Raw genomic sequence first — 23,174 nt, 5'->3', positions numbered from 1 at the left:
GATGGCGCGCCGTTTTTTTACGTGGCGCTCAATGCTGCTCGAAGCGCTCGTAGCGTTTGTCCGTCGTGCGTTCCTCGCCGCTCACTTCGCTCACGCGCGCCGCCGGCGGTCCGTGACGCAGCCACGACAGCATGCGGTCGATCTGATTGGCCGGTCCCTGCAACATCGCTTCGACGGAGCCGTCGTCGAGATTCGCGACCCATCCCTTGATGCCAAACGCGTGCGCCTGGCGCACCGTCGCGTGGCGAAAACCGACGCCCTGCACGGTGCCGCGCACCCGCACGTAATACGTTTCGATCCGCTCATCCAGATCCGGGGCCATGCCGCTCTCTCCTTTTAATGCATCGCAGTCTTTCAAGCCGGCATTCTAGTCGCCTCGCGGCGCGCGTGCCCGAGAACGCCCATCCCGCTCACGCGCCACGTACAATCCGTCGACCTTCATGCAGGAAACGGAAACAGAATGACCGAACAGAATCGCGATCTCGTGCTTGTGACCGGTGCGTCCGGCTTCGTCGGCTCGTCGGTGGCGCGTACCGCGCAAAGCAAGGGCTTTCGCGTGCGCGTGCTGGTGCGCGCGACGAGTCCGCGCCAGAACGTCGAATCGCTCGATGCGGAAATCGTGGTCGGCGACATGCGCGACGAAACGTCGATGCGCAACGCGCTGCGCGGCGTGCGCTATCTGCTGCACGTGGCCGCCGATTACCGGCTGTGGGCGCCGGACCCGGGCGAGATCGAGCGCGCGAATCTCGAAGGCACCGAAGCGACGATGCGCGCGGCGCTCAAGGAAGGCGTCGAGCGCATCGTCTACACGAGCAGCGTCGCAACGCTGAAGGTGACGAGTTCGGGCCAGTCCGCCGACGAAACCTCGCCGCTCACGGCCGCGCAGGCAATCGGCGTGTACAAGCGCAGCAAGGTGCTCGCCGAGCGCGCGGTCGAGCGCATGATCGCCGAGGACGGCCTGCCCGCCGTGATCGTCAATCCGTCCACGCCGATCGGCCCGCGCGACGTGAAGCCGACGCCGACCGGCCGCATCATCCTGGAAGCGGCGCTCGGCAAGATTCCTGCGTTCGTCGATACGGGCCTGAACCTCGTGCACGTCGACGACGTCGCGGCCGGCCACTTCCTCGCGCTCGAACGCGGCAAGATCGGCGAGCGCTACATTCTCGGCGGCGAGAACCTGCCGCTGCAGCAGATGCTCGCCGACATCGCCGCGCTGACCGGCCGCAAGGCGCCGACGCTGAGCCTGCCGCGCTGGCCGCTGTATCCGCTCGCGATGGGCGCGGAAGCGGTCGCCAAATTCACGAAGCGCGAACCGTTCGTGACCGTCGACGGGCTGAAAATGTCGAAGAACAAGATGTATTTCAACTCGGCGAAGGCGGAGCGCGAGCTCGGCTATCGCGCGCGGCCGTATCGCGAGGGTCTTGCCGATGCGCTCGAATGGTTCCGGCAGGCGGGGTATCTGAAGGGCTGATGAAGGGCTGAGTCCCGCTTGCGCGGGGGCGTAAGCATTTTGTTACAAGTCCCGCACCCGCGACGGGTCCAAGCCCGCGCGCAGCAGGTAAAATCGCGGGTCTTATCAGAGAAACCTCGCATGAATCTTCACGAACAGCTCGGCGTGCTGGAAGTGGGCGTCGATCAGCTCATTCAGGCTGTCGTGGCCAGGCAGGCCGACAACACTCCCGAGACACCCGCGCAGACCGCGGCATCGCAAGCGGCAGCAAATGCAGAGGCGACCGAGACGGCGCCGGACGCTGTGGCCGGCGCGCCCGCCAACGAAGCCGCTGAACCCGCCGCCCCGCCCGCGGGCACTCCGGCGGATGCGGCCGCCCCACAATTCCAGCCGACGCTCGCAATCAACCGCCCCGCGCGCGACGAAATCACGATGACGATCGGCAATCAGACGGTCGCGCTGCGTCCGGACCAGATCGGCCGGCTGATCGAGGAACTGTCGAATGCGCGCGCCTCGATGACACCCGAACAGCCGCAGGGCATTCCGCCGGGCTGGCAGTTCGTGTCGACGAAAAATCCGGTCATGGCGGTGCAGAAGCAGTCGAACGGCGACCGCCTGCTCGTGATGCGCCATACCGGCCACGGCTGGGTGCCGTTCACGTTCTCGCCGGACGTGGTGATCCAGATGTACATGATGCTCACGAACGCATGACGCGCAGTACCTGACGAAAAGCGCGTGAGGCAAGCGAAACGCCGAGCGCAAAAAAAAGCGGCTTGATGAAGCCGCTTTTTTTATGCCTGCGCGCATCGCCCGAAGCAAACCACCGTCAGGCACCGTCAATCGCCGGCCTTCAACGCTCCTGCACGGGCGCCTGCACGCGCGCCTTCCACTGCCCGCCCTTGCCGCGCCAGTAGCGCACCGCCGACGCGAACGTCGCGCCGACATAGAACAGCGCCACCAGCGGCAGAAACGGCGCCCACAACGGCGAGCGGCGATAGTAGGCGAGCATCGGCGCATACGCGCAGCACATCGCTGCCCACGCGAGCCATGCGGGCCAGCCGAGCGGCCCGAGCACGAGCGCGGCGACCGGCGGCAGCAGATAGATGATCGCCATGCCGGCGAGCGTGCCCGCGAGCAGCAGCGGCGAATAGCGCAATTGCGTGAAGGCCGTGCGCGCGATCATGTTCCAGATCTCGCGCCAGCTATCGTACGGACGCAGCGACACGCTCTTCGCGGCCACGTCGAGCCGGATCGGATGACGCCCCGTGCCGCGATGCTTGATGCGCGCGGCGAGGCTGCAATCGTCGATCAATTCGGCGCGGATCGACTCGATGCCGCCCGCTTCCTCGAGCGCCGCGCGGCGCACCAGCATGCAGCCGCCGGCGGCGGCCGCGGTACGGTTGCGCGGATTGTTGACCCACGCGAACGGATAGAGCTTCGCGAAGAAAAACACGAAAGCCGGAATCAGCGCTTTTTCCCAGAACGAATCGCAGCGCAGCCGCACCATCAGCGAGACGAGGTCGCGCTTTTCCGCGTCGGCACGCGCAACGAGCTGCACGAGCGCATCGGCGGGATGGCCGATGTCGGCGTCGGTCAGCAGCAGGTAGTCAGCCGGCAGGCCGAGCGCGCGCACCGCCTCGATGCCCTGCGATTGCGCCCACACCTTGCCGGACCAGCCCGGCGGCAGCGGCTTCGCGCCCAGTACCGTGAGGCGCTCCGGGCATTGCAGGGCGAGCGCGGCGGCCCGCGCGGCGTCGGCGGTGCCGTCGGTGCTGTGATCGTCGACGACGATCACGTGAAACGCGCCGCGATAGTCCTGCTTGAGCAGCGACGTCACCGCCTCGGCGATCACGTCGACCTCATTGCGCGCCGGCACCACGGCCGCGACCGCCGGCCATGCGACGCGCGGCGCGACGGTCAGCGGCGCGGCCGGACGCGCGCGCCAGAAACCGCCGCGCGCAAACAGCAGCACGCACCAGATCAGCAGGGAAACACACGAAAGAACAAACAGGACCGCCGCCATTGAGCCCGCCATTAAGCATTACCCTCGATTGAACGCGCCGTCACGCCGACGCGTCTGGACAGTTGCATCGCCACGGTGCGCGCCGCGACCACGCACCAGTCGAACGGAGTGAGCACCGGCTGCTCGCGAAACACATCGTAGCCCGCGCGCTCGATGCGTTCGAGAAAGCGCAAACCCGCATGCACGGCGGCGCTCAACTCGATGCCGAGCCGCCCCGGCATGCGCAGCGCGAGCGGCGCGCCGCGCACGAGCGTATCGCGCACGAAGTCCACCTCGTACGCCATCAGTGCGCGCCATGCATCATCGACGACACCGCCGGCAATCTGCGCCTCGCTCACGCCGAAGCGCCGCAAATCCGCTTGCGGCAGGTACACGCGCTGCCGTTTCCAGTCGGCGGCGACGTCGAGCCAGAAGCTGATGAGCTGCGACGCGGTGCAGATCGCGTCGGCGTCGGCGAGATTGCGCGGCGTCGCCGCGCCGATCAGGTGCAGCATCAGATGCCCGACCGGATGCGCCGAGCGGCGGCAATAGTCGACGAGCGCGGCGCGATCCGCGTAACGCTTTGTATCGATGTCCTGCGCGCAGCCGTCGAGCAGGTCGTAAAACGGCCCGAGCGGCAGTGTATATTGCGCGATCACGCCCGCGAGCTTGCCGAACAGCAGCGCATGCACGGGCGCCGCGCGCCGCTGCGCGACCGCGTCGAGTCCGGCGCGGAAATCGGCGAGGCGCGCATGGCGCTCGGCAGCGCTCCAGTCGCCTTCGCCGGCGATATCGGCCGCGGTGCGCACAACCTGGTAGATAATGCCGACAGGCGCGCGCAGCGTCTTCGGCAGCAATACGCTCGCGATCGGAAAATTTTCGTGCTGATCGACGTCCATCCAGCGAGCCTCGAAACCATTCTGTAATACACGGCGCATCATGCGCGCCGCAAGGACCGGTAGTTTAAGGGTTCCGCCAAACCGGTGCAGCCAGCGTCCCGGCCTGGCCTGGCACAGGGCCGTGACACCCGCGCGGCAGCCCGGCATGGCACCATACGCGGCGCCCTTGCGGCGGCGGGCATCCAACACGGGGGCTGCGCCAGAAAGCAAAGCGGCCCCGATAGCGTTAGAATGCGCGTTTGGTTTTGCTGTACCGGCCCGTCGCCGGGGCTCAAGACGTCAACTAATCAAGATGAGCGCGGCGATAAAGTCGGTTTCACCGACTTCTTCGAAACCCGCGTCAGTCGGAGTTCGCCAATATATGCGAGTCATCCTTGCTCAGCCCCGCGGCTTTTGTGCGGGCGTTGTCCGCGCAATCGAAATCGTCGATCGCGCGTTACAACAACACGGCGCGCCCGTGTATGTCCGCCACGAGATTGTCCACAATCGTCACGTGGTCGACAATCTGCGCCAGAAAGGCGCGCGTTTCGTCGAGGAACTCGATGAAGTGCCGCAGGGCGCCGTGGCAATATTCAGCGCGCATGGCGTCGCGCAAACGGTGGAACGCGATGCCGAAGCACGCGGCCTCGACGTGCTCGACGCGACCTGCCCGCTTGTCACGAAAGTTCACGTGCAAGGCCGTCAGTATGTGGCCGCCGGCCGCACGCTGATCCTGATCGGCCACGCCGGTCATCCGGAAGTGGAAGGCACGATCGGCCAGATTCCGGGCAAGGTGCTGCTCGTGCAAAGCGAAGCCGAAGTCGCGAAGCTCGATCTGCCGGTGGATACGCCGCTCGCTTACGTCACCCAGACCACGCTGTCGGTGGACGACACGCGCGGCATCATCGACGCGCTGCTGCGCCGCTTCACCGACATCGTCGGTCCGGACACGCGCGACATCTGCTACGCGACGCAAAACCGCCAGGCGGCGGTGCGCGAGCTGAGCAAGGAAATCGACGTGCTGCTCGTGGTGGGCGCAACCAACAGTTCCAACTCGAACCGGCTGCGCGAGATCGGCAGCGAAAGCGGCGTGGCGAGCTACCTCGTCGCCGACGGCTCGGAAGTGAAGTCCGAATGGTTTGCCGGCGCGCAGACGGTCGGCGTGACGGCCGGCGCATCGGCGCCGGAAGAGATGGTGAAGAACGTAATCGATGCGCTGCGCGCATTGGGGCCCGTCGATGTCGCGACGATGGCGGGCCGTGAAGAGAAAGTCGAATTCAAGTTGCCATCGAAGCTGATGCAACCACTCGCTGCACGCGAAGTTTAAGGAGGACATCTTGTCTATTCCGCTGCTACAGAAAGTCCGCGTCGGCGCATACATCATGCGCCAGCATCTCTCCGGCAACAAACGCTATCCGCTCGCCCTGATGCTGGAGCCGCTGTTCCGCTGCAATCTCGCCTGCAATGGCTGCGGCAAGATCGATTATCCGGATCCGATCCTGAACCAGCGCCTGTCGCTCGAAGAATGCCTGCAGGCCGTCGACGAATGCGGCGCGCCGGTCGTCTCGATCGCGGGCGGCGAGCCGCTGCTGCACAAGGAAATGCCGGAGATCGTCAAGGGCATCATGGCGCGCAAGAAGTTCGTCTACCTGTGCACGAACGCGCTCCTGATGGAAAAGAAGATGGACGACTACCAGCCGAATCCGTACTTCGTCTGGTCGGTTCACCTCGACGGCGACAAGGAAGCGCACGATCACTCGGTGTCGCAGGAAGGCGTCTACGAGAAGGCCGTGGCCGCGATCCGCGAAGCGAAGCGCCGGGGCTTCCGCGTCAACATCAACTGCACGCTGTTCAACGACGCGGTGCCGGAGCGCGTGGCGAAGTTCTTCGACACGCTCGGGCCGATGGGCGTCGACGGCATCACGGTGTCGCCGGGCTATGCGTATGAGCGCGCGCCGGACCAGCAGCACTTCCTGAACCGCGACAAGACCAAGCAGCTGTTCCGCGAAATCTTCAAGCGCGGCAACAACGGCAAGAACTGGTCGTTCAGCCAGTCGGCGATGTTCCTCGACTTCCTCGCTGGCAACCAGAGCTACGAATGCACGCCGTGGGGCAACCCGGCGCGTACCGTGTTCGGCTGGCAGAAGCCGTGCTATCTGGTCGGCGAAGGCTATGTGAAGACCTTCAAGGAGCTGATGGAAACGACCGACTGGGACAAGTACGGCACCGGCAACTACGAGAAGTGCGCCGACTGCATGGTCCACTGCGGCTTCGAAGCAACGGCCGTGATGGACACGGTTGCGCATCCGCTGAAGGCGTTGAAGGTCAGCCTGCGCGGTCCGAAGACGACGGGCGCGTTCGCGAAGGACATCCCGCTCGACAAGCAGCGTCCCGCCGAGTACGTGTTCTCGCGTCACGTCGAGATCAAGCTCGACGAGATCAAGCGCGCCGGCACGGGCAAGAAGGTGCAGACCGCAACCGCGGCGCACTGAGTGGTTCGGGCGGAGCGGTTGCGCGCCGCCTCGCGTACGGTGCGTGAATGTCCGCGCGCCGTGCGCTGCAGATGAAAAAAGCGCGGTGGCCGTTCGAGGCCACCGCGCTTTTGTTTTACCGTTGCTTTACCGTTACCGCCGGAGCAAACGGTCGACCCGCTCAGGCGCCGCGCGCATTATGCTCGGTCAGGAACTTGATGAGCCCGTCGATACCGCCCTTGGCGATCTGGTCGGCGAACTGTGTCTGATACACCTGGATCAGCCATGCGCCCATCATGTTGATGTCGTAGATCTTCCAGCCCGACGCTCCCCGGGTGAGCCGGTAGTCGATCGCATCGTCGCCGCCGTTGCTGATTACATGCGATTGCACGACGATGTCGGTTGCGCCGCCCGGCACGCTCACCGGCATAAACTTGAACTTCACGTCCTGGTCGCGCAGTTGCGACAGCGATGCGGCATAGGTACGCGTGAGCAGCAGCGTAAACTGCTCGTACAGCTGCTTCTGCTGTTCCGGCGTGGCGGTCGACCAGGGCTTGCCGACCGCGATACGCGTGGTGCGCTGGAAGTCGGTGGCCGGCAGGAAGTGCGTTTCGACGACGTGGGTGATCTTCGCCATGTCGCCGCCGCGTGCCTGCGGATCGGCCTTCATTGCGGTCACCGTGCCCTCGACGGCACTTTTTACCACCGCATCGGGCGCGCTTTGCGCAAATGCCGCCGTGGACACCACGGCCGCGGCCAGAAAAGCAGTCAGATATCGTTTCATACGCGCGTCAGGACCTGAAAGTAGTAGCGCCGGCGGGCTCGCGAGCCCAAGGCTAATGAGGGATAGACCAGTATAGCCGGGATTGCGTTCCCAACCGGGCCAGCCGGCCGGGTGCCGCGCTTGCGACCGAACTCGGGCTACGTTGCCGCGGCTCTGTATACTTATGCACCTTCGTCAAGAACCATCTCCGTGATAAGGCTACGTCCGCCTACATGCTGAAGTCATATATCGTCCGTCTCGTCGCGTACTCGGTGCGTCATCCGCTGAGGATCATCGCGCTGTCGATCGTGCTCGCCGTTCTGAGCGGCGTCTACGTCGCGCACAACTTCAAGATCAACACGGACATCAGTCGTCTCATCGAGACCGACAAGCAATGGTCGGCACTCGAGCACGCGCTCGACGCCGCCTTCCCCGAACGCGGCGACACCGTGCTCGTAGTCGTCGAGGCGCGCGCGCCCGAATTCGCCGACGCCGCCGCCAACGTGCTGAGCGCCGCGCTCAAGGCCGATTCGAAGGAGTTCACCGCGGTCTCGCAGCCGGCCGGCGGGCCGTTCTTCGAACACAACGGCCTGCTGTTTCCGTCCACCGACGAGGTGATGTCCACCACCTCGCAACTCGTGCAGTCGCGCCCGCTCGTCAACGCGCTGGCGCACGATCCGAGCCTGACCGGCCTCGCCGGCACGCTAACCACGAGCCTGCTGTTGCCGCTGCAACTCGGCCAGGTGAAGCTCGCCGACATGAGCCATCTGCTCTCGCAAAGCGCGAACACGCTCGATCGCGTGCTGGCCGGCCAGCCGGCCGCCTTCTCATGGCGCGCGCTCGTCGACAAAACGGTCGCCACCGATCCCACGCGCGCGTTCGTGGTCGTACAGCCGGTCGTCAATTACGACGCCCTCGAAGCCGGCGCGAGCGCCTCGAAAGCGATTCGCGCGACGGCCGCGTCGCTGCATCTCGACTCGCGCTTCGGCGCGACGATCCGCCTGACCGGCGAACAACCGCTCGCCGACGAAGAGTTCGCATCCGTGCAGGACGGCGCGGTGCTCAACGGCATCGGCACGTTCATCGTCGTACTGATTATTCTGTGGCTCGCGTTGCGCTCGGGCCGCATGATCGCGGCCGTGTTCATCACGCTGTTCGTCGGGCTCGCGATCACGGCCGCGCTCGGTCTGATGATGGTCGGCGCGCTCAACATGATTTCGGTTGCGTTCATGGTGCTGTTCGTCGGGCTCGGCGTCGATTTCGGCGTGCAGTTCGGCGTCAAGTATCGCGAGGAGCGCAACCGCGACGACCGGCTCTCCGCCGCGCTCATGCACACCGCGCACAGCATCGGCGTGCCGCTCACGCTCGCGGCCGTCGCGGTCGCGCTGAGCTTCTTCTCGTTCCTGCCGACCGCGTATCGCGGCGTGTCCGAGCTCGGCCAGATCGCCGGCGTCGGCATGTTCGTCGCGTACTTCACGAACATGACGCTGCTGCCGGCACTGCTGAAGGTCTTCAATCCGCCGGGCGAAGCTGCCTCGCCCGGCTTCAAGCAGCTCGCACCCGTCGACGATTTCCTCGATCGCCATCGCAAGCCGGTGCTGATCGGCACGCTGATCGTCGTAATCGGCGCCACGCCGTTGCTCACGCATCTGCGCTTCGACTTCAATCCGCTGCACCTGAAGGACCCGCATACGGAATCGATGGCGACGCTGCTGTCGCTGAAGGATTCGCCGGAAGCCGCGGTCAACAACGTGCATGCGCTCGCGCCGTCGCTCGCCGACGCCGATGCCATCGCCGCGCGCCTGCGCCAGCTGCCCGAGGTAGGCCGCGTGACGACGCTGAGCACGTTCGTGCCCGCCGACCAGCAGCAGAAGATGATGCTGATCGCGAGCGCTGCGCAGCAGTTGCTGCCCGCGTTGCAGCAGCAGCCCGCGGCGCCGGCCACCGACGAGGTCCGCGTCGCCGCGCTCAGGCGCGCCTCTAACCAGCTTGCGCTCGCGGCCGAGGATCATCCAGGGCCGGGCGCCGCCGAGGCGCAGCATCTGTCGGCGACGTTGCAGAAGCTCGCCGCCGCCGACGCCGCCACGCGCGACCGTGCCGAAGCCGCGCTGTCCGAGCCGCTGCGCATCGCGCTGAAGCAACTGGAAAATCTGCTGCAACCGACCGAAATTACGCAGGAGAACTTGCCGAAGGACATCGTCGCGTCATGGATCGGCAAGGGTGGCCGCGCGCTCGTCGACATCGCGCCGAAGGTGCCGGCCGGCGTCGATCCGAACGACGACACGATGCTCGCGCGCTTCGCGCACGCGGTGAAGAAGGCTGAGCCCGGCGCAATTGGCGGGCCGATTTCGATCCTGCATTCGGCCGACACGATCATCAAGGCGTTCCTGCAAGCCGCCATCTATGCGCTGCTGTCGATCGCGATCCTGCTGTGGATCGCGCTGCGCCGCATCGGCGACGTACTGCGCACGCTGGTGCCGCTGCTGGTCTCCGCGCTCGTCACGCTGGAACTGTGCGTCGTGTTCGGCATGCCGCTGAACTTCGCGAACATCATCGCGCTGCCGCTGATGCTCGGCGTCGGCGTGGCCTTCAAGATCTATTTCGTGATGGCGTGGCGCCACGGCCAGACGAGCCTGTTGCAGTCGAGCCTCACGCACGCAGTTCTGTTCAGCGCAGCGACAACGGCCACCGCGTTTGGTAGCCTCTGGCTGTCGCATCATCCAGGCACGTCCAGCATGGGGAGGCTGCTCGCGCTTTCGCTGTTCTGCACACTGATCGGTGCAGTGGTATTTCAGCCCGTACTGATGGGCAAGCCGCGCCAACGTCGCGCGAAGCAAAAGGGAATCTAAGCATGAAGCTGTATAACACCGCGCTGGCGCTCGCCGCCGCCGGTCTGATCTCAGGTTGCGCAACCGCGCCCGACCACAAGCCGGGCGATCCGTTCGAGCCCGTGAACCGGGTCATTTTCAACTTCAACGACGGCGTGGACCGCTATATCGCGGTGCCGGTGGCGAAGGGCTATCAGAAGGTCACGCCGCAGCCGCTGCGCACGGCCGTCAGCAACTTCTTCTCGAATCTCGGCGACCTCACCAACGCCGCGAACGCGCTGCTGCAATTGAATGTGACCGACGCGACCGAAGACATCGTGCGCTTCGCCTTCAACTCGGTGTTCGGTATCGGCGGTCTGCTCGACTGGGCGACCCCGGCCGGGCTGCCGAAGCATCATCAGGACTTCGGTCTGACGCTCGGGCATTGGGGCATTCCGTCGGGTCCGTATCTGGTGCTGCCGCTGTTCGGGCCGAGCACCGTGCGCGACAGCATGGGGCTCGTCGTCGACGTGAAATTCAATCCGCTCAACTACGTGGAACCGGCAACGCGCAATCCGCTGTATGTGCTGCAGTTCGTGAGCACGCGCTCCGATCTGCTCGGCGCGACCGATCTGCTGCAGCAGGCCGCGCTCGACAAGTACTCGTTCGTGCGTGACGCCTATACGCAGCAGCGGCGTGCGCGTCTGCGCGGCACGAGCGAGAATGCCGCGCCCCTGCCCGACTACGAGGATCACGGCGAGTCCGGTTCGGGGACGCCGGCCGGACTGCCGAACTATGCGGATCCGGGTGAGGCGGCGCAGGCGCCGAATGGGGCGTCTGGTGCTGGGGCCGCGAAGAGTGCGACGGGTGCGCCGAGTGATCTGCCGAATTACACCGATCCGGGTGAGGCTGCGCCGGCGACCGGTGGAGCATCGGGGGTACCCGGCGGTGGAGCCGGAGCCGATAAGGGCGAGCCGAGCGATTTGCCCAACTACAGCGATCCCGGCGCAACGCCGGTTTCGGCATCGCCTGCCGCTGAAGCACCGCAAACCGCGCCCGCCGACGCTAAACAACCGGCGGCAGTACCGGCTCCGCAATAAGGCTGCTTTGGACGAAAGCCCTTGAAGCAAAACGGAGCGCCCGCAATGGGCGCCCCGTTCGAGCGAGCTACATCGTCTGGGCATCCGGGCATCCCAATCAGTCTGGGCCAAAGCGTTTGTCAGCCACCTTCACGGGCACCACCCGCGCCGCCTGATCTCAGTTGCCCGCCGCCATCCGCAGCGCGCCGCTCTCGCCTAGCGCCTCGCGTGTCTCGACCAGCGTGCGCTTCGCGGCGCGCGCGTCGGCGGCCAACTGGAGCAGCGCGCCGAGTTGCGACGGCTGCCGCAGCAATTCCCGCAGAATCGGCCAGAGCGCCGTACTGCCGTCGTCGCGCAAGCCAGCCGTGGCGGCCGGCGGCAACGTGCGCCAGGCCGGATCGACAATCGTGCGGCACACGGCGAACGGCAACCCATGCGCGGCGGCGATCCTGCCCGCGATGTGCGATTCCATATCCACCGCGAGCGCGCCGGTCGAGTCGTGCAGAGCGCGTTTGTCGGCAGCGGTAATCAGCGGTGCGGCGACTGCTGCCGTCGGGCCGCGCCGCAGCCGCGCGGCAACGCCACGCGCGGCCCCCGCCGCGCTCACGGCAGCGGCGATCCGATCCGCCCATGGCCGGTCGGTTTCGATCCGCCCGAACGGCCCATGCACCGCATCGGCGACGATCAGCGCGCCCGGCTCCAGGTCCGGCGCAAGCCCGCCCGCTGTCCCGAAACTGACGATGCCCGCCGCCCCGCGCTCGAGCGCCGCGTTCAGCGCGCGTTCGAGCAGATCGGCCCGCGCCGCGTAGACCACCTCGACGCCATCGCTGCCGTCGCCGCGCGCAATGCGCGCCTCGAACGCCATGCCCGTCACGACGATCACGGGCAAACCGCGGCGGTCCGCATCGGCGGAACGCGCTGTCGAAAAAGGCATCCGTTACATCCCGACCGCGACGCGCGTCAACCCGTTGCGCTTCAGATGACGGAAGCGCGCGAGCGCCCACAGCGGGAAGAACTTGCAATAACCGTGATAACGCAGATAGAACACGCGCGGGAAACCGGTTGCGGTAAATCGCTCTTCTTCCCACAGCCCATGCTCGCGCTGCTCGCGCTGCAGGTAATCGATGCCGCGCGCGACCGCCTCGTGACCGACCTCGCCCACCGCCATCAGGCCGAGCAGCGCCCAGGCGGTCTGCGAGGCCGTGCTCGGCGCGCGCTCGTAGCCGCGATAGTCGAGCTTGTAGCTTTCACCGCCCTCGCCCCAGCCGCCGTCCTTGTTCTGGATCGACAGAAGCCACTGCACCGCGCGCTTCATGCGCGGATCGTCATGCGGCATGCCGGCCGCGTTCAGCGAGCACAGCGCGGTCCACGTACCGTAGATGTAGTTCATGCCCCAGCGGCCGTACCAGCTGCCGTCCGATTCCTGCTCGTTCAGCATGTAGTCGAACGCGCGCCGCGTAGGCTCGCTGCCCTGCGGCAGTTCACCGAGCTGCGCGAGCATCGACAGGCAACGGCCCGACACGTCCGCGGTCGGCGGATCGAGCAGCGCGCCGTGATCGGAGAACGGAATGTTGTTCAGGTAGTACTGGGTGTTTTCGGGCTCGAACGCGCCCCAGCCGCCGTCGCTGCTCTGCATGCCGACGACCCACTCGCGCGCGCGCGCGATCGCTTCGCGATAGGCGTCGGACTGCGTGAGCGCCGCCGAGCGCTGCATCGCCATCACGACCACGGCCGTATCGTCGACGTCGGGATAATGCGCATTGTTGTACTGGAACGCCCAGCCGCCCGGCCGCAGGTTCGGGCGGCGCGAAATCCAGTCGCCGCGCACGTCGAGAATCTGCAGCGGACGCAGCCATTCGAGCCCGCGTTCGGCCGCCTGCTCGGCGTGCTTCTCGCCGGTTTCGAGCAGCGCATGCGCGACGAGCGAGGTATCCCACACCGGCGACAGACACGGCTGGCAATACGCTTCGTCGTCCTTGACGACGAGCAGCTTGTCGAGCGACTTGCGCGCGATGGCGCGATTCGGGTGATCGGCCGGATAGCCGAGCACGTCGTACATCATCACCGAGTTCGCCATCGCCGGGAAAATCGCGCCGAGGCCGTCCTCGCCGTTCAGCCGTTCGTCGACGAACGCGACCGCCGCGCGGATCGCGCGCTCGCGCATCGCCTTCGGGAACAGGCCATCGACCGCGCGCAGCACCGTATCGACACAGCGGAAGAAGCCGAACCAGCCCGCATGCTGATGCGGTGCGCGCTCGTTCATGCCGGTATTCACGGGCGCGCCGCGGAACACTTCGTCGATGCGCACCTTGCGCGGGTTGCGCGCGAGCGGCCGCTTCGCGTTGAGCACGAGCAGCGGCACGATCACGGTGCGCGCCCAGTACGACACCTTCGACAGATGGAACGGAAACCACGTCGGCAGCAGCATGATCTCGACCGGCATCATCGGCACCGCGCGCCACGAGACCACGCCGAACAGCGCAAGCAGAATCCGCGTGAACACGTTCACGTTTTCCGCGCCGCCGTGCGCGAGGATCGCCTCGCGCGCGAGCACCATGTGCTCGGCGTCGGGCGAATCGCCGATCATCTTTAGCGCGAAGTACGCCTTCACGCTCGCGCTGACGTCGAGCGCGCCATCGGTGAAGAGCGGCCAGCCGCCATTCGGCAACTGGGTGCGGCGCAGATAGCGCGCGATCTTCTGTTCGAGTTCGAGGTTCGGCGTTTCGCCGAGATAGTGGACGAGCAGCACATACTCGGCGGGAATCGTCACGTCGACTTCGAGTTCGTAGACCCAGTGGCCGTCGGGCTGCTGAGCGGCGAGGATCGCGTCGGTCGCGCGCGTGATAGCGGCGTCGAGCGAGGCCGCGTCGGGGGTAGCAGCAGCAGTCGCTTCGGTTGCCGCCGCAGCCGCCGCCTCAGGCGCCGCCGCTTGCGCGGTCGTTGACGTTGCGCCAGCTTCCGGCGCGTTCTGCGCGGCGGCAGCCCCAAGCGCCGTTCCGGCGGCTTCGGCGTCAGGCAGGACCGCGTCGAGCGGCGGGTTCTGGGATAGGTCGTTCATCGGCGTTCCATCGGTTGATTCAGCAGCGTGTCCGCAGCCTTCTGGCCGGAGCGGATCGCGCCTTCAAGTGTCGCGGGCAGGCCGGTGGCCGTCCAGTCGCCCGCGAGCATGAGATTGTTCCAGCGGGTACGCATGCCCGGCCGCCGCGTTTCCTGATCGGGCAACGCGGCAAACGTCGCGCGTCGTTCGCTCACCACCTGCCACGGCGGCAGCGGCGCGAGCGGCAGATCGACCGCCTGCGCGACCTCGGCCCAGACGCTCGCCGCGAGCGCTTCGTGCGGCGTGTCGAGCAGGCTCTCCGCGCCGTTCAGCGTCACGGAGAAGCGGCCGTCCAACGCAAACAGCCAGGCGGCCGTCCCGTTGAGCAACGCGGTGATCTGCGGCGAGCCGAACGGCGGCTCGACCGCGAAATGCACATTGAGCGCCGCCGCGAAGCGGGTCGGCGCGCACAGACCCGGCACGAGCGCCGGTGCGTCTTCGGACGACAGCGCGAGGATCACGGCATCGTTCGCGTCGAGCGCGATGCTTTCGTCGGCGAAATGCAGCGCCTGCACGCGCGCCGGCTCGGCGGCGAACGTGATCTCGCGCAGACGCGAGCCGAGCCGGATCGTCGTGCCGCCGTGTTGCAGCAGCCGCAGCGCCGGATCGACGAACGCGCTGCCGAGCCCGTTGCGCGCCACCAGCGGTCGGCCGGCGAGGCCGCCGGCCAGCAGCGTCTCGCGCACGATCGCGCCGGTCAGCTCGGCCGACGCCTCACGCGGCTCAACGTTCAGCAGCGCATGAAACAGCGGCCGCAACAGCCGGTCCCACAGCGGCCCGTGACAACGCATGGTCTGCGCGACGCTGCGCGCCGGCTTGGCGAACAGCAGCGGCACAAGCGCCAGGTAATCGGCCGGGTGCGTGTCCGGCACGCGCGCATGCGCATCGAAAATCCACCACGGCACGAGCCCCGGCGACAACCGCACGGTCCAGCGCGCTCGCGTCGCCAGATCCACGAACGGATACTCGGGCCGCGCCGGGCCGCTCAGTTCGTCGATCGCGCCGATCGCGCGCACGTAGTTGAGCGTCGCGGCATTGCCCGACAGCACGATGTGATTGCCGCTGTCGATCGTCATGCCGAGCTTCGCATCGTAGTACGAACGGCAGCGGCCGCCGGCGTGGTCTCGCGCCTCGTGCAGCACGACCCGCGCGCCGCGCCGCTGCAACTGCACGGCGGCGGCGAGGCCCGCCACGCCCGCGCCGACCACGTGGACGAGCTTCGGCATCAGCTCAGAAAAGCGCGTACCGCGCGACGATCAACAGCAGACGCAGCTTCGGCTTGCTGACCTTCGTGCGCGGAATGTCGAAGCCGCGCTCCAGCGTGCGCTCGAACAGCACCCGATAGACGCCCGACATGATGCGCGGCGCGCGCACGTGGGCGCGCGGCTCGCGATCCATGATCGCGTCGGACGCCGCGAAGTGCTGCCTCGCGCGCTCGGCAAGCGTCGCGCAGACGCGCGGCAGGAGCGGATCGTCGGCGATCTGCGTGGGGTTCGTGATCGCGATGCCCTCGCGCGCGAGCAGCTCGCGCGGCAGATAGCAGCGGTTGATGCCGGCGTCTTCGTCGATATCGCGCAGGATGTTCGTCAGCTGCAGCGCGCGGCCGAGGTGGTGCGCGAGCAGCCGGCCGGGCTCTTCCCGCATCCCGAATATCCTCACCGACAGACGGCCCGCCGCGCTCGCGACACGGTCGCAATAGAGGTCGAGCGTGGCGTCGTCGGGGGCGCAGATGTCGGCGGCGGCGTCCATCGCCATGCCGTCGATCATCGCGTGAAAATCTTCGCGTTGCAGATGAAACGTGTGAATGTGCCGCGTGAGCGCGCGCAACGAGGCGCGCGGCTGGCCGGCATAGCACGCGTCGATGTCGGCGCGCCATTGATCGAGCGCGGCCGAGCGCTCGGCGCGCGGTATGTCGTCGCTGTCGGCGATGTCGTCGACGGCGCGGCAGAAAGCATAGACCTGATACATCGCATCGCGCTGCGCAGCCGGCAGGATGCGCATGGCGAGATAAAACGAGCTGCCGGACGTGGCGGCAGCGGCATCGATTTCGTTGTCGTCCACGACGAGATTGGAAACAGCCAAGACGATCTCCGCTGGAGGCGCCTGCTGAAAGGCGTTCAAAGAAGGTTTTATGCCGACCCGCAGGACAGTGGGCCCGCGCGCGCGGACACGCGCGAAACATCCGGCTGGGAGGCCGGAAACGGCGAAAAGTATAACAACCTTTGCCGGTGGCCGCAGTTTCGCGGCCCCATTTAGGGACAGACAGGAAGGCCGCCGGGCGAGGCGCTCCGGCCAGCGGCCAGCGCGCCCGCCGCCCGGTCAGCCCGGTGGCCGGAAAGCGACCGAGCGGTTGCGCCCCTGCCGCTTCGCGCTGTAGAGCGCCGCGTCGGCCTCGTTGATCAGCACGTCGTAGCTCGGCACGCCTTCGCGCGCCGCCGCGCCGCCGAGGCTCGCCGTCACCGGCACGCTCGTGCCGAGCAGTTCGACCGGCGTTTCGGCGATCACGCTGCGAATCTTGTCCGCGACGCGCATCGCATCTTCGAGCGGCGTGCACGGCAGCAGCAGCGCGAACTCCTCGCCGCCGAAGCGCCCGAACGTGTCCTGCGCGCGCACGACGCCCGCGACGCGCTGCGTCATCACGCGCAATACCGTGTCGCCGACGCTGTGGCCGAACTGGTCGTTGATTTTTTTGAAGTGGTCGAGATCGAACAGCAGCATCGACATATCGCCGCCATAGCGCTGCCAGCGCGCGAATTCGTCCTGCAGACGCGTCTCGAAGAAACGGCGGTTGGCGATGCCGGTCAGTCCGTCGCGGTTCGCATATTCGCGCAGCTTCTCGACCGCTTCCTCGCGTTCGCGCTGCACGATGCTCACGTGCGTGACGTCGGAGATCGTCACGCAGACGGCCACCACGTCGCGTTCGCGCATCAGCGGCATGAACGTGCAGTCCTGCTGCATGAAGTCGACGCCGCCGGTGATCGGCCGGTCGTGATCGAATCTGAACAGATACGGGCGCTGCTCCCACGAACTGAACGCGAAGGTGCCGAGCTGGAACACGCTCTCGATCTTGCGCGCGAGCCACACGCGCGGCAGCTCCGGAAAATGCGCGAAGATCGGGCGGCCGACCACCTGTTGCGCCGACAGCCCGCTGTGGTCCTGCATGAAGCGATTCCACATCAGCACGTTCATCTCGCGGTCGAGCACGAAAATGCCGAAGCCGACCCGCTCGACCACGAGGTCGCTCAACGATTCCACCGGTTCATTCATAGGCTGGACAGCAGCGCGTCGAGCGCGTCGTTCATGGGGAGAATCGATTCCTCGGCCATCAGCATCACGAGATGCGCGCGGAAGTCCCGATCCTCGAGCGTGAAATTGACTTCGAGAAGCAGCGCGACGCGCCATTGCAGCACGCCGGGCTGGAACACCTCGTCGAGCGTGAGCGCCTCGCCGAGCAGGCCCGGCGCGGAGAACACCGGCGTGCGGCCAAGCTGGTCGAGTATCGACGACACGCACGCGCCGCTCAGCAGATTCGCCACGTCGAACATCAGCTCCCGCTGGCTGATCGACTCGTAGCTCGAGCGCGCGTAGGGATCGCCGACGAGCGCGCACAGCTGCGCGATGCTGTCGCTGCGGCAGATCACGAGCGCCTCGCCCTTGATGTCCGAGCGAAAGCCCTGGCGCACCGCGCTGACCGTATCGTCGATGCCGGTCATCTCGCGCAGCGCGCGCGCCGCCTCGCTCACGGCCACCATCCGCACGCGCGGCACCGAGAGTTCGATGAACGAATCGAGCAGCCGCGCGAGCCGCGTCGCGGCCCGGCCCATCGCGAGATTGGCGATCTCCTGCAGCGCGTCGCGCTGGTCCTCGGTGAAGTCCGTCTCAGACATACAGCCCGTACTCCTTGAGGACCGGCAGGAGCGCCTCGGACGTCACGGGCTTGGCGATGAACGCGAGCGCGCCGAGTTCGCGCACGCGTGCCCGGGCGAGCGGCTGCACGTCGGCGGAAACGACGATCACGAAGCAGTTCAGGTCCTCGTGCTGCAACGTTTCGAGCACCTGGTAGCCGGTCATGTCCGGCATCGTCAGATCGAGGAACATCACTGGCGCCTTGCCCGCGCGATACAGCGCCAGCGCCTCGCGCCCGTTCGCCGCGTAGGACACCTCGACGTCCCAGTCCGGCGGCAGCGCTTTCGTCAGCACACGGCGGGCAAGCAGCGAATCGTCGGCGATCACAATGGGCAGCATGGCAACGTCGGCTCGGACGGGTTGAAAAGCGGAATGGCTCGTTCGTATCTGCAACGGATGGCGGCCTGGGCTTCGGCGCGCAATCGACCGATGCGCGACAAAGCACACTGGCGCCTGTCGAAATACGGCTTGCCTGGCGAGAAGGGAGCGTGTGCGGCGGGACGCGTTCAGCGGACCCTGACGATCCGCGGCACGGACGTGGCAACGGCTTTTTTGTCGTGGCAAGGATTGTCGAAGCAAACTCGCGCAAAGGCAACTCACCAGGACGAGGTTCATTAATGAGATTTTTCTATGCGAAGCAGATTTTAAAAATGATTAACTAGTTCCAGTGCCCATTCTTTTATCTTTATACTTTTGTGTACGTTTGCGCTTGCCGATTCGTCGCTGTTTGTTTTAAGACTACTTTTAAAGAACAGCGGGAACGGCAAACCCTGGCTCCCGGCGCTTTGCGGCAACTTTTGCCGCTCGGGGTCTATGCTTCCTCTGAAAGCGGCGACAAACTACCGGGCCGCTACGGGGCTGCCCGCTTCAAATGACTTTTGGCATCAACGAAAATGACACCTGACCGGGTCGACTCACCACGTGCGAGCCGCCTTCCCCGCCGTTCTGTCCGCGAACAGGACGACGCCTCGTTCCCCGCCGTGCCGGAACAGAATTTCCATGTGCGGCGCATCACGCTGATCGCGCTGCTGGTCGCGGCCGTCGTGCTGCCGTTCGTCTACGTCGCGGCGATGGCGTTCACCGATCTGCGCTCGCGCGAGGCCGACGCGACCGACATGACGCGACGTACCGTGCGCGTCGCCGAAGAACACGCGCTGAAGGTGTTCGACATGAACGAGACGCTCAACTCGCGCATCGTCGATCTGACCGCGGGCCTCGACGACGACGGCATTCGCGGGCGCGAACACACGATTCACGACAAGCTGCGCACGATGGGCGGCGGCTATCCGCAGGTCGCCGCGGTGTCGATCTTCGGGCTCGGGGGCGACCTGCTCGCGAGCAGCCGCTTTTATCCATCACCGGTGCTGTCGATCGGCGAGCGCGACGACTTCGTCGGCATCCGCGACGGCAACGAACTCCAGCACGTCTCGAAGGTGATGAGCGGACGCGTGGCGAGCGAAGAGGTGTTCAACATGGGCGTCGAGCGCAAGATGCCCGACGGCTCGTTCGCGGGGGTCGTGTCGATCGCGCTGCGGCCGAGCTATTTCGACGCGTTCTATCGCGAACTGCTCGGCGGCAGCGGCGATACGCCGATGATCATGAGTCTCGTGCGCACCGACGGCGCGGTGCTCGCGCACTATCCGTCCGGCCCGCGCGAGGCGACGGCGATCTCGCCCGACACGCCGTTCACGAAAGCGGTCGCGCAAGGCCAGCGCACGGGCGTCGTGCGGATGCATTCGCCCCTCGCCGGCGGCAACCTGATCGTCGCATTCCGGCGCGTCGGCTCGTATCCCGTGTACGTGCTGTGCGGCTACCGCACCTCGGCGATCTGGACCGCCTGGTACACGCACCTGAGCGTGCTGATCCTGTCGATGTTCACGCCGTCGATCGCGCTGTGGTGCGTGATCTGGCTGTCGCTGCGGCGTCTGAGCGCCGAAGAGGAAGCGTGGCAGCGCTGGCAGGCCGAGGCGTCGATGCGCCGCTCGATCGAATCGGCATACCGCCAGTCGCGCAAGATGGAAGCGCTCGGCACGCTGGTCGGCAGCGTCGCGCACGACTTCAACAACCTGCTGATGATCCTCTCCGCCAACGTGCAGATCGTGCGGCGGCGCGGCGTCGGCGGGGTCGAGCGCGAACTCTCGGCGATGGAGCGCGCGTTGAAGAGCGGCCAGTCGCTCACGCGGCAGTTGCTCGGCGTCGCGCGCAAGCAGCCGCTGCGCACCGAGACGCTGTCGCTCGAACGCTGGCTGCCGACCTGCCGCGAACTGCTGCGCGCGTCGCTCGGCGCGAAGGTGTCGCTCGTGATCGACAGCGGCGCCGATACGTGGCCGGTGCGCGTCGACGTCGCGGAACTCGAGCTCGCGCTCATCAACGTCGCCGTGAACGCGCGCGACGCAATGGCCAACGGCGGGCGCTTCGCGGTGCGCGCGAGCAACGTGGTGTTCCGTCACGAGGACGGCTTCCCGCTCACCGGCGAATTCGTGCAGATCTCGCTCGAGGACACCGGCACCGGCATGGCGCCCGAGGTGCTCGCGCGCGCCTTCGAGCCGCTCTTCACGACCAAACCGAAGGGCATGGGCACGGGCCTCGGGCTGCCGCAGGTGTTTGCGTTCTGCGAGAGTTCGGGCGGGCTTGCCGCGATCGACAGCGCGATCGGCGCGGGCACCTCGGTGCGCCTGTATCTGCCGCGCGCGTCGGCCGAGCCGCAAAGCGTCAGCCCGGACGAAGCGGGTCCGCAGGAGATCGAAGCGCCGCAGGGGCTGCGCGTGCTGCTCGTCGAGGACAACCAGGAAGTGGCCGCCGGCACCGAAGCGCTACTGCAGATGATGGGCCACAAGGTCACCGGCGTATTCAACGCCGACCTCGCGCTGCGCCTGCTCGACGACGCCCGCGCGAAGCGCGCGGACACCGGCGAGCCGCTGCCGTTCGATCTCGTGCTGTCGGACATTCACATGCCCGGCAAGCTGAACGGCATCGATCTGGCAGAAGCGGTGCTCGCCTTCGATACGCAACTGCCGGTCATTCTCGTCACCGGCTACGCGGAAGAACTCGACCGCGCGCGGCATGTGAACGTGCGCGTGCTGTCCAAGCCGTTCGACATCGGTCTGCTCGAGAAGCTGCTCGAAACGATCCAGCGCAATCTCGCGCAGACGGATAACGATCCGGTGACGCATCCGGCCGATTCCTGAGGGGCGGGGCCTCCTGACCTCATGGCCTCGTAGCTTCTCGGCCGTGTGCTCCGTGCGCCTGAATCCGGGGGTCATGCAGGCATCACCCGCACGTCACTCAGGCGTCACTCAGGCGTCATTTACCAGGACTTGTAAAAGCGCGGCGGCGACACGCCGCGCTTTTTTGCATGGACGCCCCACGCGGCGTGGCCTCACGGCAGATCACAGCGGATACGCGAGCGCGCGGCCACGCTCCGGCACGATCGTTGCGGCGTCCACGGGGCAAGGCGGATAGCGCGTGCGGCGCTGCCCGTTCCGCCTGAACATGTCGGGAGATAGCCATGCAACACACCGTGATGGGTTTATTCGACACCCGCGTGCAAGCCGAAAGCGCCCGCGACACGCTCGTGCAGACCGGTTTTGCACGCGAGGCGATCGATCTGCGGACGAACCCCGAGCCGTCCGCCTGCCCGGCGAGCGACGATGTCACCAATGCGGGGATGTTTGCGAATATCGAGCGCTTTCTGTCGAGCCTGTTCGCGACCGGTTCGCGCGCGCTGGACACCACGCGCTACGCGGAAGCGCTGCGGCGCGGCGCAGTGCTCGTGTGCGTCAATGCCGCGAGCGAATCGCATGCGGAGCTTGCGCGCAATACGCTCGTGCGGCTCGGTGCGACCGAGGTCGACGACCGCCTGCCCGATTGGGACGCGCAGACAGCAGGTGCGCAGGCCGCGGCACGGCGCGAATATTCGGTGCTCGACGAACTGGGCATCGGCGCGGTGATGCCGGGCACGCCGCACACGTCCAGCGCAACGACGGCGGCGGCCGGGGCGGCTACGTCACTGCGGGCGGCGGGGGCGCCGGGTGCGGCTGGCGCGGCGCCCGCCACCGCGGCAAGTGACAACACCGGTGTAGCCGGAACGACGAGCGCGACTGTGCCGATGGGTGCCACGCCACGCGATCCGCGCCACACCACGCCGCCGGACAGCCTCCGAGCCGAACCGTTCGCGCCGTCGCCGCTCGACGAGCATCCGAAGTCCGATCCGCTGAACGCGCGAGCCAGCGACGTGGACCGCAGCGCGATTGCCGCCGGCTCGGTGCCGGGCTCGAGCGCGGTCATGCAGCCGCCGGAAGTCATCCCCGAACGCGGGCAGCCGACTGCGGAGCCCGGTGCCCGGATGCCTAACGAGTATCTGGAGTACGAAGAAGATTTCCGCGCCCATTACGACGAACAGTACGCGTCCGACAACCCGCGTTACGAGGACTATGTGCCGGCTTATCGCTATGGCGCGGAGATCGGCAACGATGCGCGATTCCGCGATCGTCCGTGGGAAGAGATCGAGCCCGAAGCGCGGCGCTACTGGGAAACCACGTCGCCGGAGAGCACGTGGGAGCGCTTCAAGCTCGCGGTGCGTCATGGGTGGGAGCGGGTGACGGGACATCACCACGCCTAGACAGGCGAGCGGCGGATCAGGCTGTGGCCGCCGCCCGCGTGGGCCTCTCACACGCGGGCGCGGCCTTCGGGCATGCGACGCGCCGCCGGTTGTTGCGTTA

At 66.7% G+C, this 23,174-nt stretch carries 20 protein-coding genes; 9 read left to right on the top strand and 11 right to left on the bottom strand.

Going from position 1 to position 23,174, the window contains the following annotated elements:
* Positions 1–28: 28 nt before the first annotated feature.
* Positions 29–322 (bottom strand): acylphosphatase, encoded by a 294-nt coding sequence (locus G3N58_RS02765; protein ID WP_167038872.1) that lies wholly within the window; start codon positions 320–322, stop codon positions 29–31.
* 138 nt (positions 323–460) lie between these two features.
* Between G3N58_RS02765 and hpnA the strand changes: the two genes are divergently transcribed.
* A complete protein-coding gene (hpnA, locus tag G3N58_RS02760; protein WP_205998418.1) occupies positions 461–1,471 on the top strand; it encodes a hopanoid-associated sugar epimerase in 1,011 nt (336 codons plus the stop codon).
* Positions 1,472–1,591: 120 nt separating this feature from the next.
* Complete coding sequence (locus G3N58_RS02755; RefSeq protein ID WP_205989068.1) at positions 1,592–2,161, top strand: hypothetical protein; 570 nt, start codon at positions 1,592–1,594, stop codon at positions 2,159–2,161.
* 139 nt (positions 2,162–2,300) lie between these two features.
* On the opposite strand, the gene G3N58_RS02750 is transcribed toward G3N58_RS02755, so the two are convergent.
* Complete coding sequence (locus tag G3N58_RS02750; RefSeq protein ID WP_167038877.1) at positions 2,301–3,473, bottom strand: glycosyltransferase; 1,173 nt, start codon at positions 3,471–3,473, stop codon at positions 2,301–2,303.
* 11 nt (positions 3,474–3,484) lie between these two features.
* Positions 3,485–4,351: a squalene synthase HpnC gene (gene hpnC, locus G3N58_RS02745; RefSeq protein WP_167038879.1), complete on the bottom strand. Its 867-nt coding sequence runs from the start codon at positions 4,349–4,351 to the stop codon at positions 3,485–3,487.
* 361 nt (positions 4,352–4,712) lie between these two features.
* Between hpnC and ispH the strand changes: the two genes are divergently transcribed.
* Entirely contained in the window at positions 4,713–5,657 is a 945-nt protein-coding gene (gene ispH, locus G3N58_RS02740) for a 4-hydroxy-3-methylbut-2-enyl diphosphate reductase (protein ID WP_167282500.1), read from the top strand.
* 10 nt (positions 5,658–5,667) lie between these two features.
* Complete coding sequence (hpnH, locus tag G3N58_RS02735; protein WP_167282508.1) at positions 5,668–6,822, top strand: adenosyl-hopene transferase HpnH; 1,155 nt, start codon at positions 5,668–5,670, stop codon at positions 6,820–6,822.
* Between the two features lie 160 nt (positions 6,823–6,982).
* On the opposite strand, the gene G3N58_RS02730 is transcribed toward hpnH, so the two are convergent.
* Positions 6,983–7,585 (bottom strand): ABC transporter substrate-binding protein, encoded by a 603-nt coding sequence (locus tag G3N58_RS02730; protein WP_167038884.1) that lies wholly within the window; start codon positions 7,583–7,585, stop codon positions 6,983–6,985.
* Positions 7,586–7,797: 212 nt separating this feature from the next.
* Here G3N58_RS02730 and G3N58_RS02725 point away from each other — a divergent pair, with 212 nt between their 5' ends.
* Both G3N58_RS02725 and G3N58_RS02720 read left to right on the top strand, forming a co-directional pair.
* Positions 7,798–10,413 carry an MMPL family transporter gene (locus G3N58_RS02725; RefSeq protein ID WP_205998417.1) on the top strand — a complete coding sequence of 872 codons (2,616 nt, stop codon included), beginning with the start codon at positions 7,798–7,800 and terminating at the stop codon, positions 10,411–10,413.
* A 2-nt stretch (positions 10,414–10,415) separates the two neighbouring features.
* Positions 10,416–11,471: a VacJ family lipoprotein gene (locus tag G3N58_RS02720; protein WP_205998416.1), complete on the top strand. Its 1,056-nt coding sequence runs from the start codon at positions 10,416–10,418 to the stop codon at positions 11,469–11,471.
* Between the two features lie 157 nt (positions 11,472–11,628).
* Here the strand turns inward: G3N58_RS02720 and G3N58_RS02715 are convergent, their stop codons facing one another.
* The 7 genes from G3N58_RS02715 to G3N58_RS02685 all read right to left on the bottom strand — a co-directional run bounded on the left by G3N58_RS02715 (position 11,629) and on the right by G3N58_RS02685 (position 18,792).
* Positions 11,629–12,384 (bottom strand): phosphorylase, encoded by a 756-nt coding sequence (locus tag G3N58_RS02715; protein ID WP_205998415.1) that lies wholly within the window; start codon positions 12,382–12,384, stop codon positions 11,629–11,631.
* A gap of 3 nt (positions 12,385–12,387) precedes the next feature.
* Positions 12,388–14,508, bottom strand: a complete 2,121-nt coding sequence (gene shc, locus G3N58_RS02710) for a squalene--hopene cyclase (RefSeq protein ID WP_205998414.1) — start codon at positions 14,506–14,508, stop codon at positions 12,388–12,390.
* Positions 14,505–15,773 (bottom strand): hydroxysqualene dehydroxylase HpnE, encoded by a 1,269-nt coding sequence (gene hpnE, locus G3N58_RS02705; protein WP_205998413.1) that lies wholly within the window; start codon positions 15,771–15,773, stop codon positions 14,505–14,507. Before hpnE ends, shc begins: the two co-directional genes overlap by 4 nt.
* Positions 15,774–15,777: 4 nt before the next feature.
* On the bottom strand, positions 15,778–16,629 hold the full coding sequence (hpnD, locus tag G3N58_RS02700; RefSeq protein ID WP_205998412.1) for a presqualene diphosphate synthase HpnD: 852 nt from the start codon (positions 16,627–16,629) through the stop codon (positions 15,778–15,780).
* A gap of 237 nt (positions 16,630–16,866) precedes the next feature.
* A complete protein-coding gene (locus G3N58_RS02695) occupies positions 16,867–17,814 on the bottom strand; it encodes a diguanylate cyclase (RefSeq protein ID WP_205988984.1) in 948 nt (315 codons plus the stop codon).
* Positions 17,811–18,434, bottom strand: a complete 624-nt coding sequence (locus G3N58_RS02690; RefSeq protein WP_167038901.1) for a chemotaxis protein CheC — start codon at positions 18,432–18,434, stop codon at positions 17,811–17,813. Before G3N58_RS02690 ends, G3N58_RS02695 begins: the two co-directional genes overlap by 4 nt.
* Positions 18,427–18,792, bottom strand: a complete 366-nt coding sequence (locus tag G3N58_RS02685) for a response regulator (protein ID WP_167038903.1) — start codon at positions 18,790–18,792, stop codon at positions 18,427–18,429. Before G3N58_RS02685 ends, G3N58_RS02690 begins: the two co-directional genes overlap by 8 nt.
* Positions 18,793–18,825: 33 nt before the next feature.
* Between G3N58_RS02685 and G3N58_RS02680 the strand changes: the two genes are divergently transcribed.
* The 3 genes from G3N58_RS02680 (at position 18,826) to G3N58_RS02670 (ending at position 23,074) form a co-directional block, all read left to right on the top strand.
* A complete protein-coding gene (locus G3N58_RS02680; RefSeq protein ID WP_167282522.1) occupies positions 18,826–19,071 on the top strand; it encodes a hypothetical protein in 246 nt (81 codons plus the stop codon).
* Positions 19,072–19,346: 275 nt separating this feature from the next.
* Positions 19,347–21,641: a hybrid sensor histidine kinase/response regulator gene (locus G3N58_RS02675; protein ID WP_205998411.1), complete on the top strand. Its 2,295-nt coding sequence runs from the start codon at positions 19,347–19,349 to the stop codon at positions 21,639–21,641.
* Positions 21,642–21,961: 320 nt separating this feature from the next.
* Complete coding sequence (locus G3N58_RS02670; RefSeq protein ID WP_205998410.1) at positions 21,962–23,074, top strand: hypothetical protein; 1,113 nt, start codon at positions 21,962–21,964, stop codon at positions 23,072–23,074.
* The last annotated feature ends 100 nt before the right edge of the window (positions 23,075–23,174 follow it).

The organism is Paraburkholderia sp. Ac-20342, from assembly GCF_017104985.1.
Taxonomy (GTDB): Bacteria; Pseudomonadota; Gammaproteobacteria; order Burkholderiales; family Burkholderiaceae; genus Paraburkholderia.
This window is presented reverse-complemented; position numbering and strand designations above follow the sequence as displayed.

Excerpts from the sequence above, each read along its gene's own strand:
- G3N58_RS02765 (WP_167038872.1), bottom strand. The coding sequence starts at position 322 with ATGGCCCCGGATCTGGATGAGCGGATCGAAACGTATTACGTGCGGGTG.
- hpnA (WP_205998418.1), top strand. The coding sequence starts at position 461 with ATGACCGAACAGAATCGCGATCTCGTGCTTGTGACCGGTGCGTCCGGC.
- G3N58_RS02755 (WP_205989068.1), top strand. The coding sequence starts at position 1,592 with ATGAATCTTCACGAACAGCTCGGCGTGCTGGAAGTGGGCGTCGATCAG.
- G3N58_RS02750 (WP_167038877.1), bottom strand. The coding sequence starts at position 3,473 with ATGGCGGCGGTCCTGTTTGTTCTTTCGTGTGTTTCCCTGCTGATCTGG.
- hpnC (WP_167038879.1), bottom strand. The coding sequence starts at position 4,351 with ATGGACGTCGATCAGCACGAAAATTTTCCGATCGCGAGCGTATTGCTG.
- ispH (WP_167282500.1), top strand. The coding sequence starts at position 4,713 with ATGCGAGTCATCCTTGCTCAGCCCCGCGGCTTTTGTGCGGGCGTTGTC.
- G3N58_RS02730 (WP_167038884.1), bottom strand. The coding sequence starts at position 7,585 with ATGAAACGATATCTGACTGCTTTTCTGGCCGCGGCCGTGGTGTCCACG.
- G3N58_RS02725 (WP_205998417.1), top strand. The coding sequence starts at position 7,798 with ATGCTGAAGTCATATATCGTCCGTCTCGTCGCGTACTCGGTGCGTCAT.
- G3N58_RS02720 (WP_205998416.1), top strand. The coding sequence starts at position 10,416 with ATGAAGCTGTATAACACCGCGCTGGCGCTCGCCGCCGCCGGTCTGATC.
- G3N58_RS02715 (WP_205998415.1), bottom strand. The coding sequence starts at position 12,384 with ATGCCTTTTTCGACAGCGCGTTCCGCCGATGCGGACCGCCGCGGTTTG.
- shc (WP_205998414.1), bottom strand. The coding sequence starts at position 14,508 with ATGAACGACCTATCCCAGAACCCGCCGCTCGACGCGGTCCTGCCTGAC.
- hpnE (WP_205998413.1), bottom strand. The coding sequence starts at position 15,773 with ATGCCGAAGCTCGTCCACGTGGTCGGCGCGGGCGTGGCGGGCCTCGCC.
- G3N58_RS02695 (WP_205988984.1), bottom strand. The coding sequence starts at position 17,814 with ATGAATGAACCGGTGGAATCGTTGAGCGACCTCGTGGTCGAGCGGGTC.
- G3N58_RS02690 (WP_167038901.1), bottom strand. The coding sequence starts at position 18,434 with ATGTCTGAGACGGACTTCACCGAGGACCAGCGCGACGCGCTGCAGGAG.
- G3N58_RS02685 (WP_167038903.1), bottom strand. The coding sequence starts at position 18,792 with ATGCTGCCCATTGTGATCGCCGACGATTCGCTGCTTGCCCGCCGTGTG.
- G3N58_RS02680 (WP_167282522.1), top strand. The coding sequence starts at position 18,826 with ATGGCTCGTTCGTATCTGCAACGGATGGCGGCCTGGGCTTCGGCGCGC.
- G3N58_RS02675 (WP_205998411.1), top strand. The coding sequence starts at position 19,347 with ATGACACCTGACCGGGTCGACTCACCACGTGCGAGCCGCCTTCCCCGC.
- G3N58_RS02670 (WP_205998410.1), top strand. The coding sequence starts at position 21,962 with ATGCAACACACCGTGATGGGTTTATTCGACACCCGCGTGCAAGCCGAA.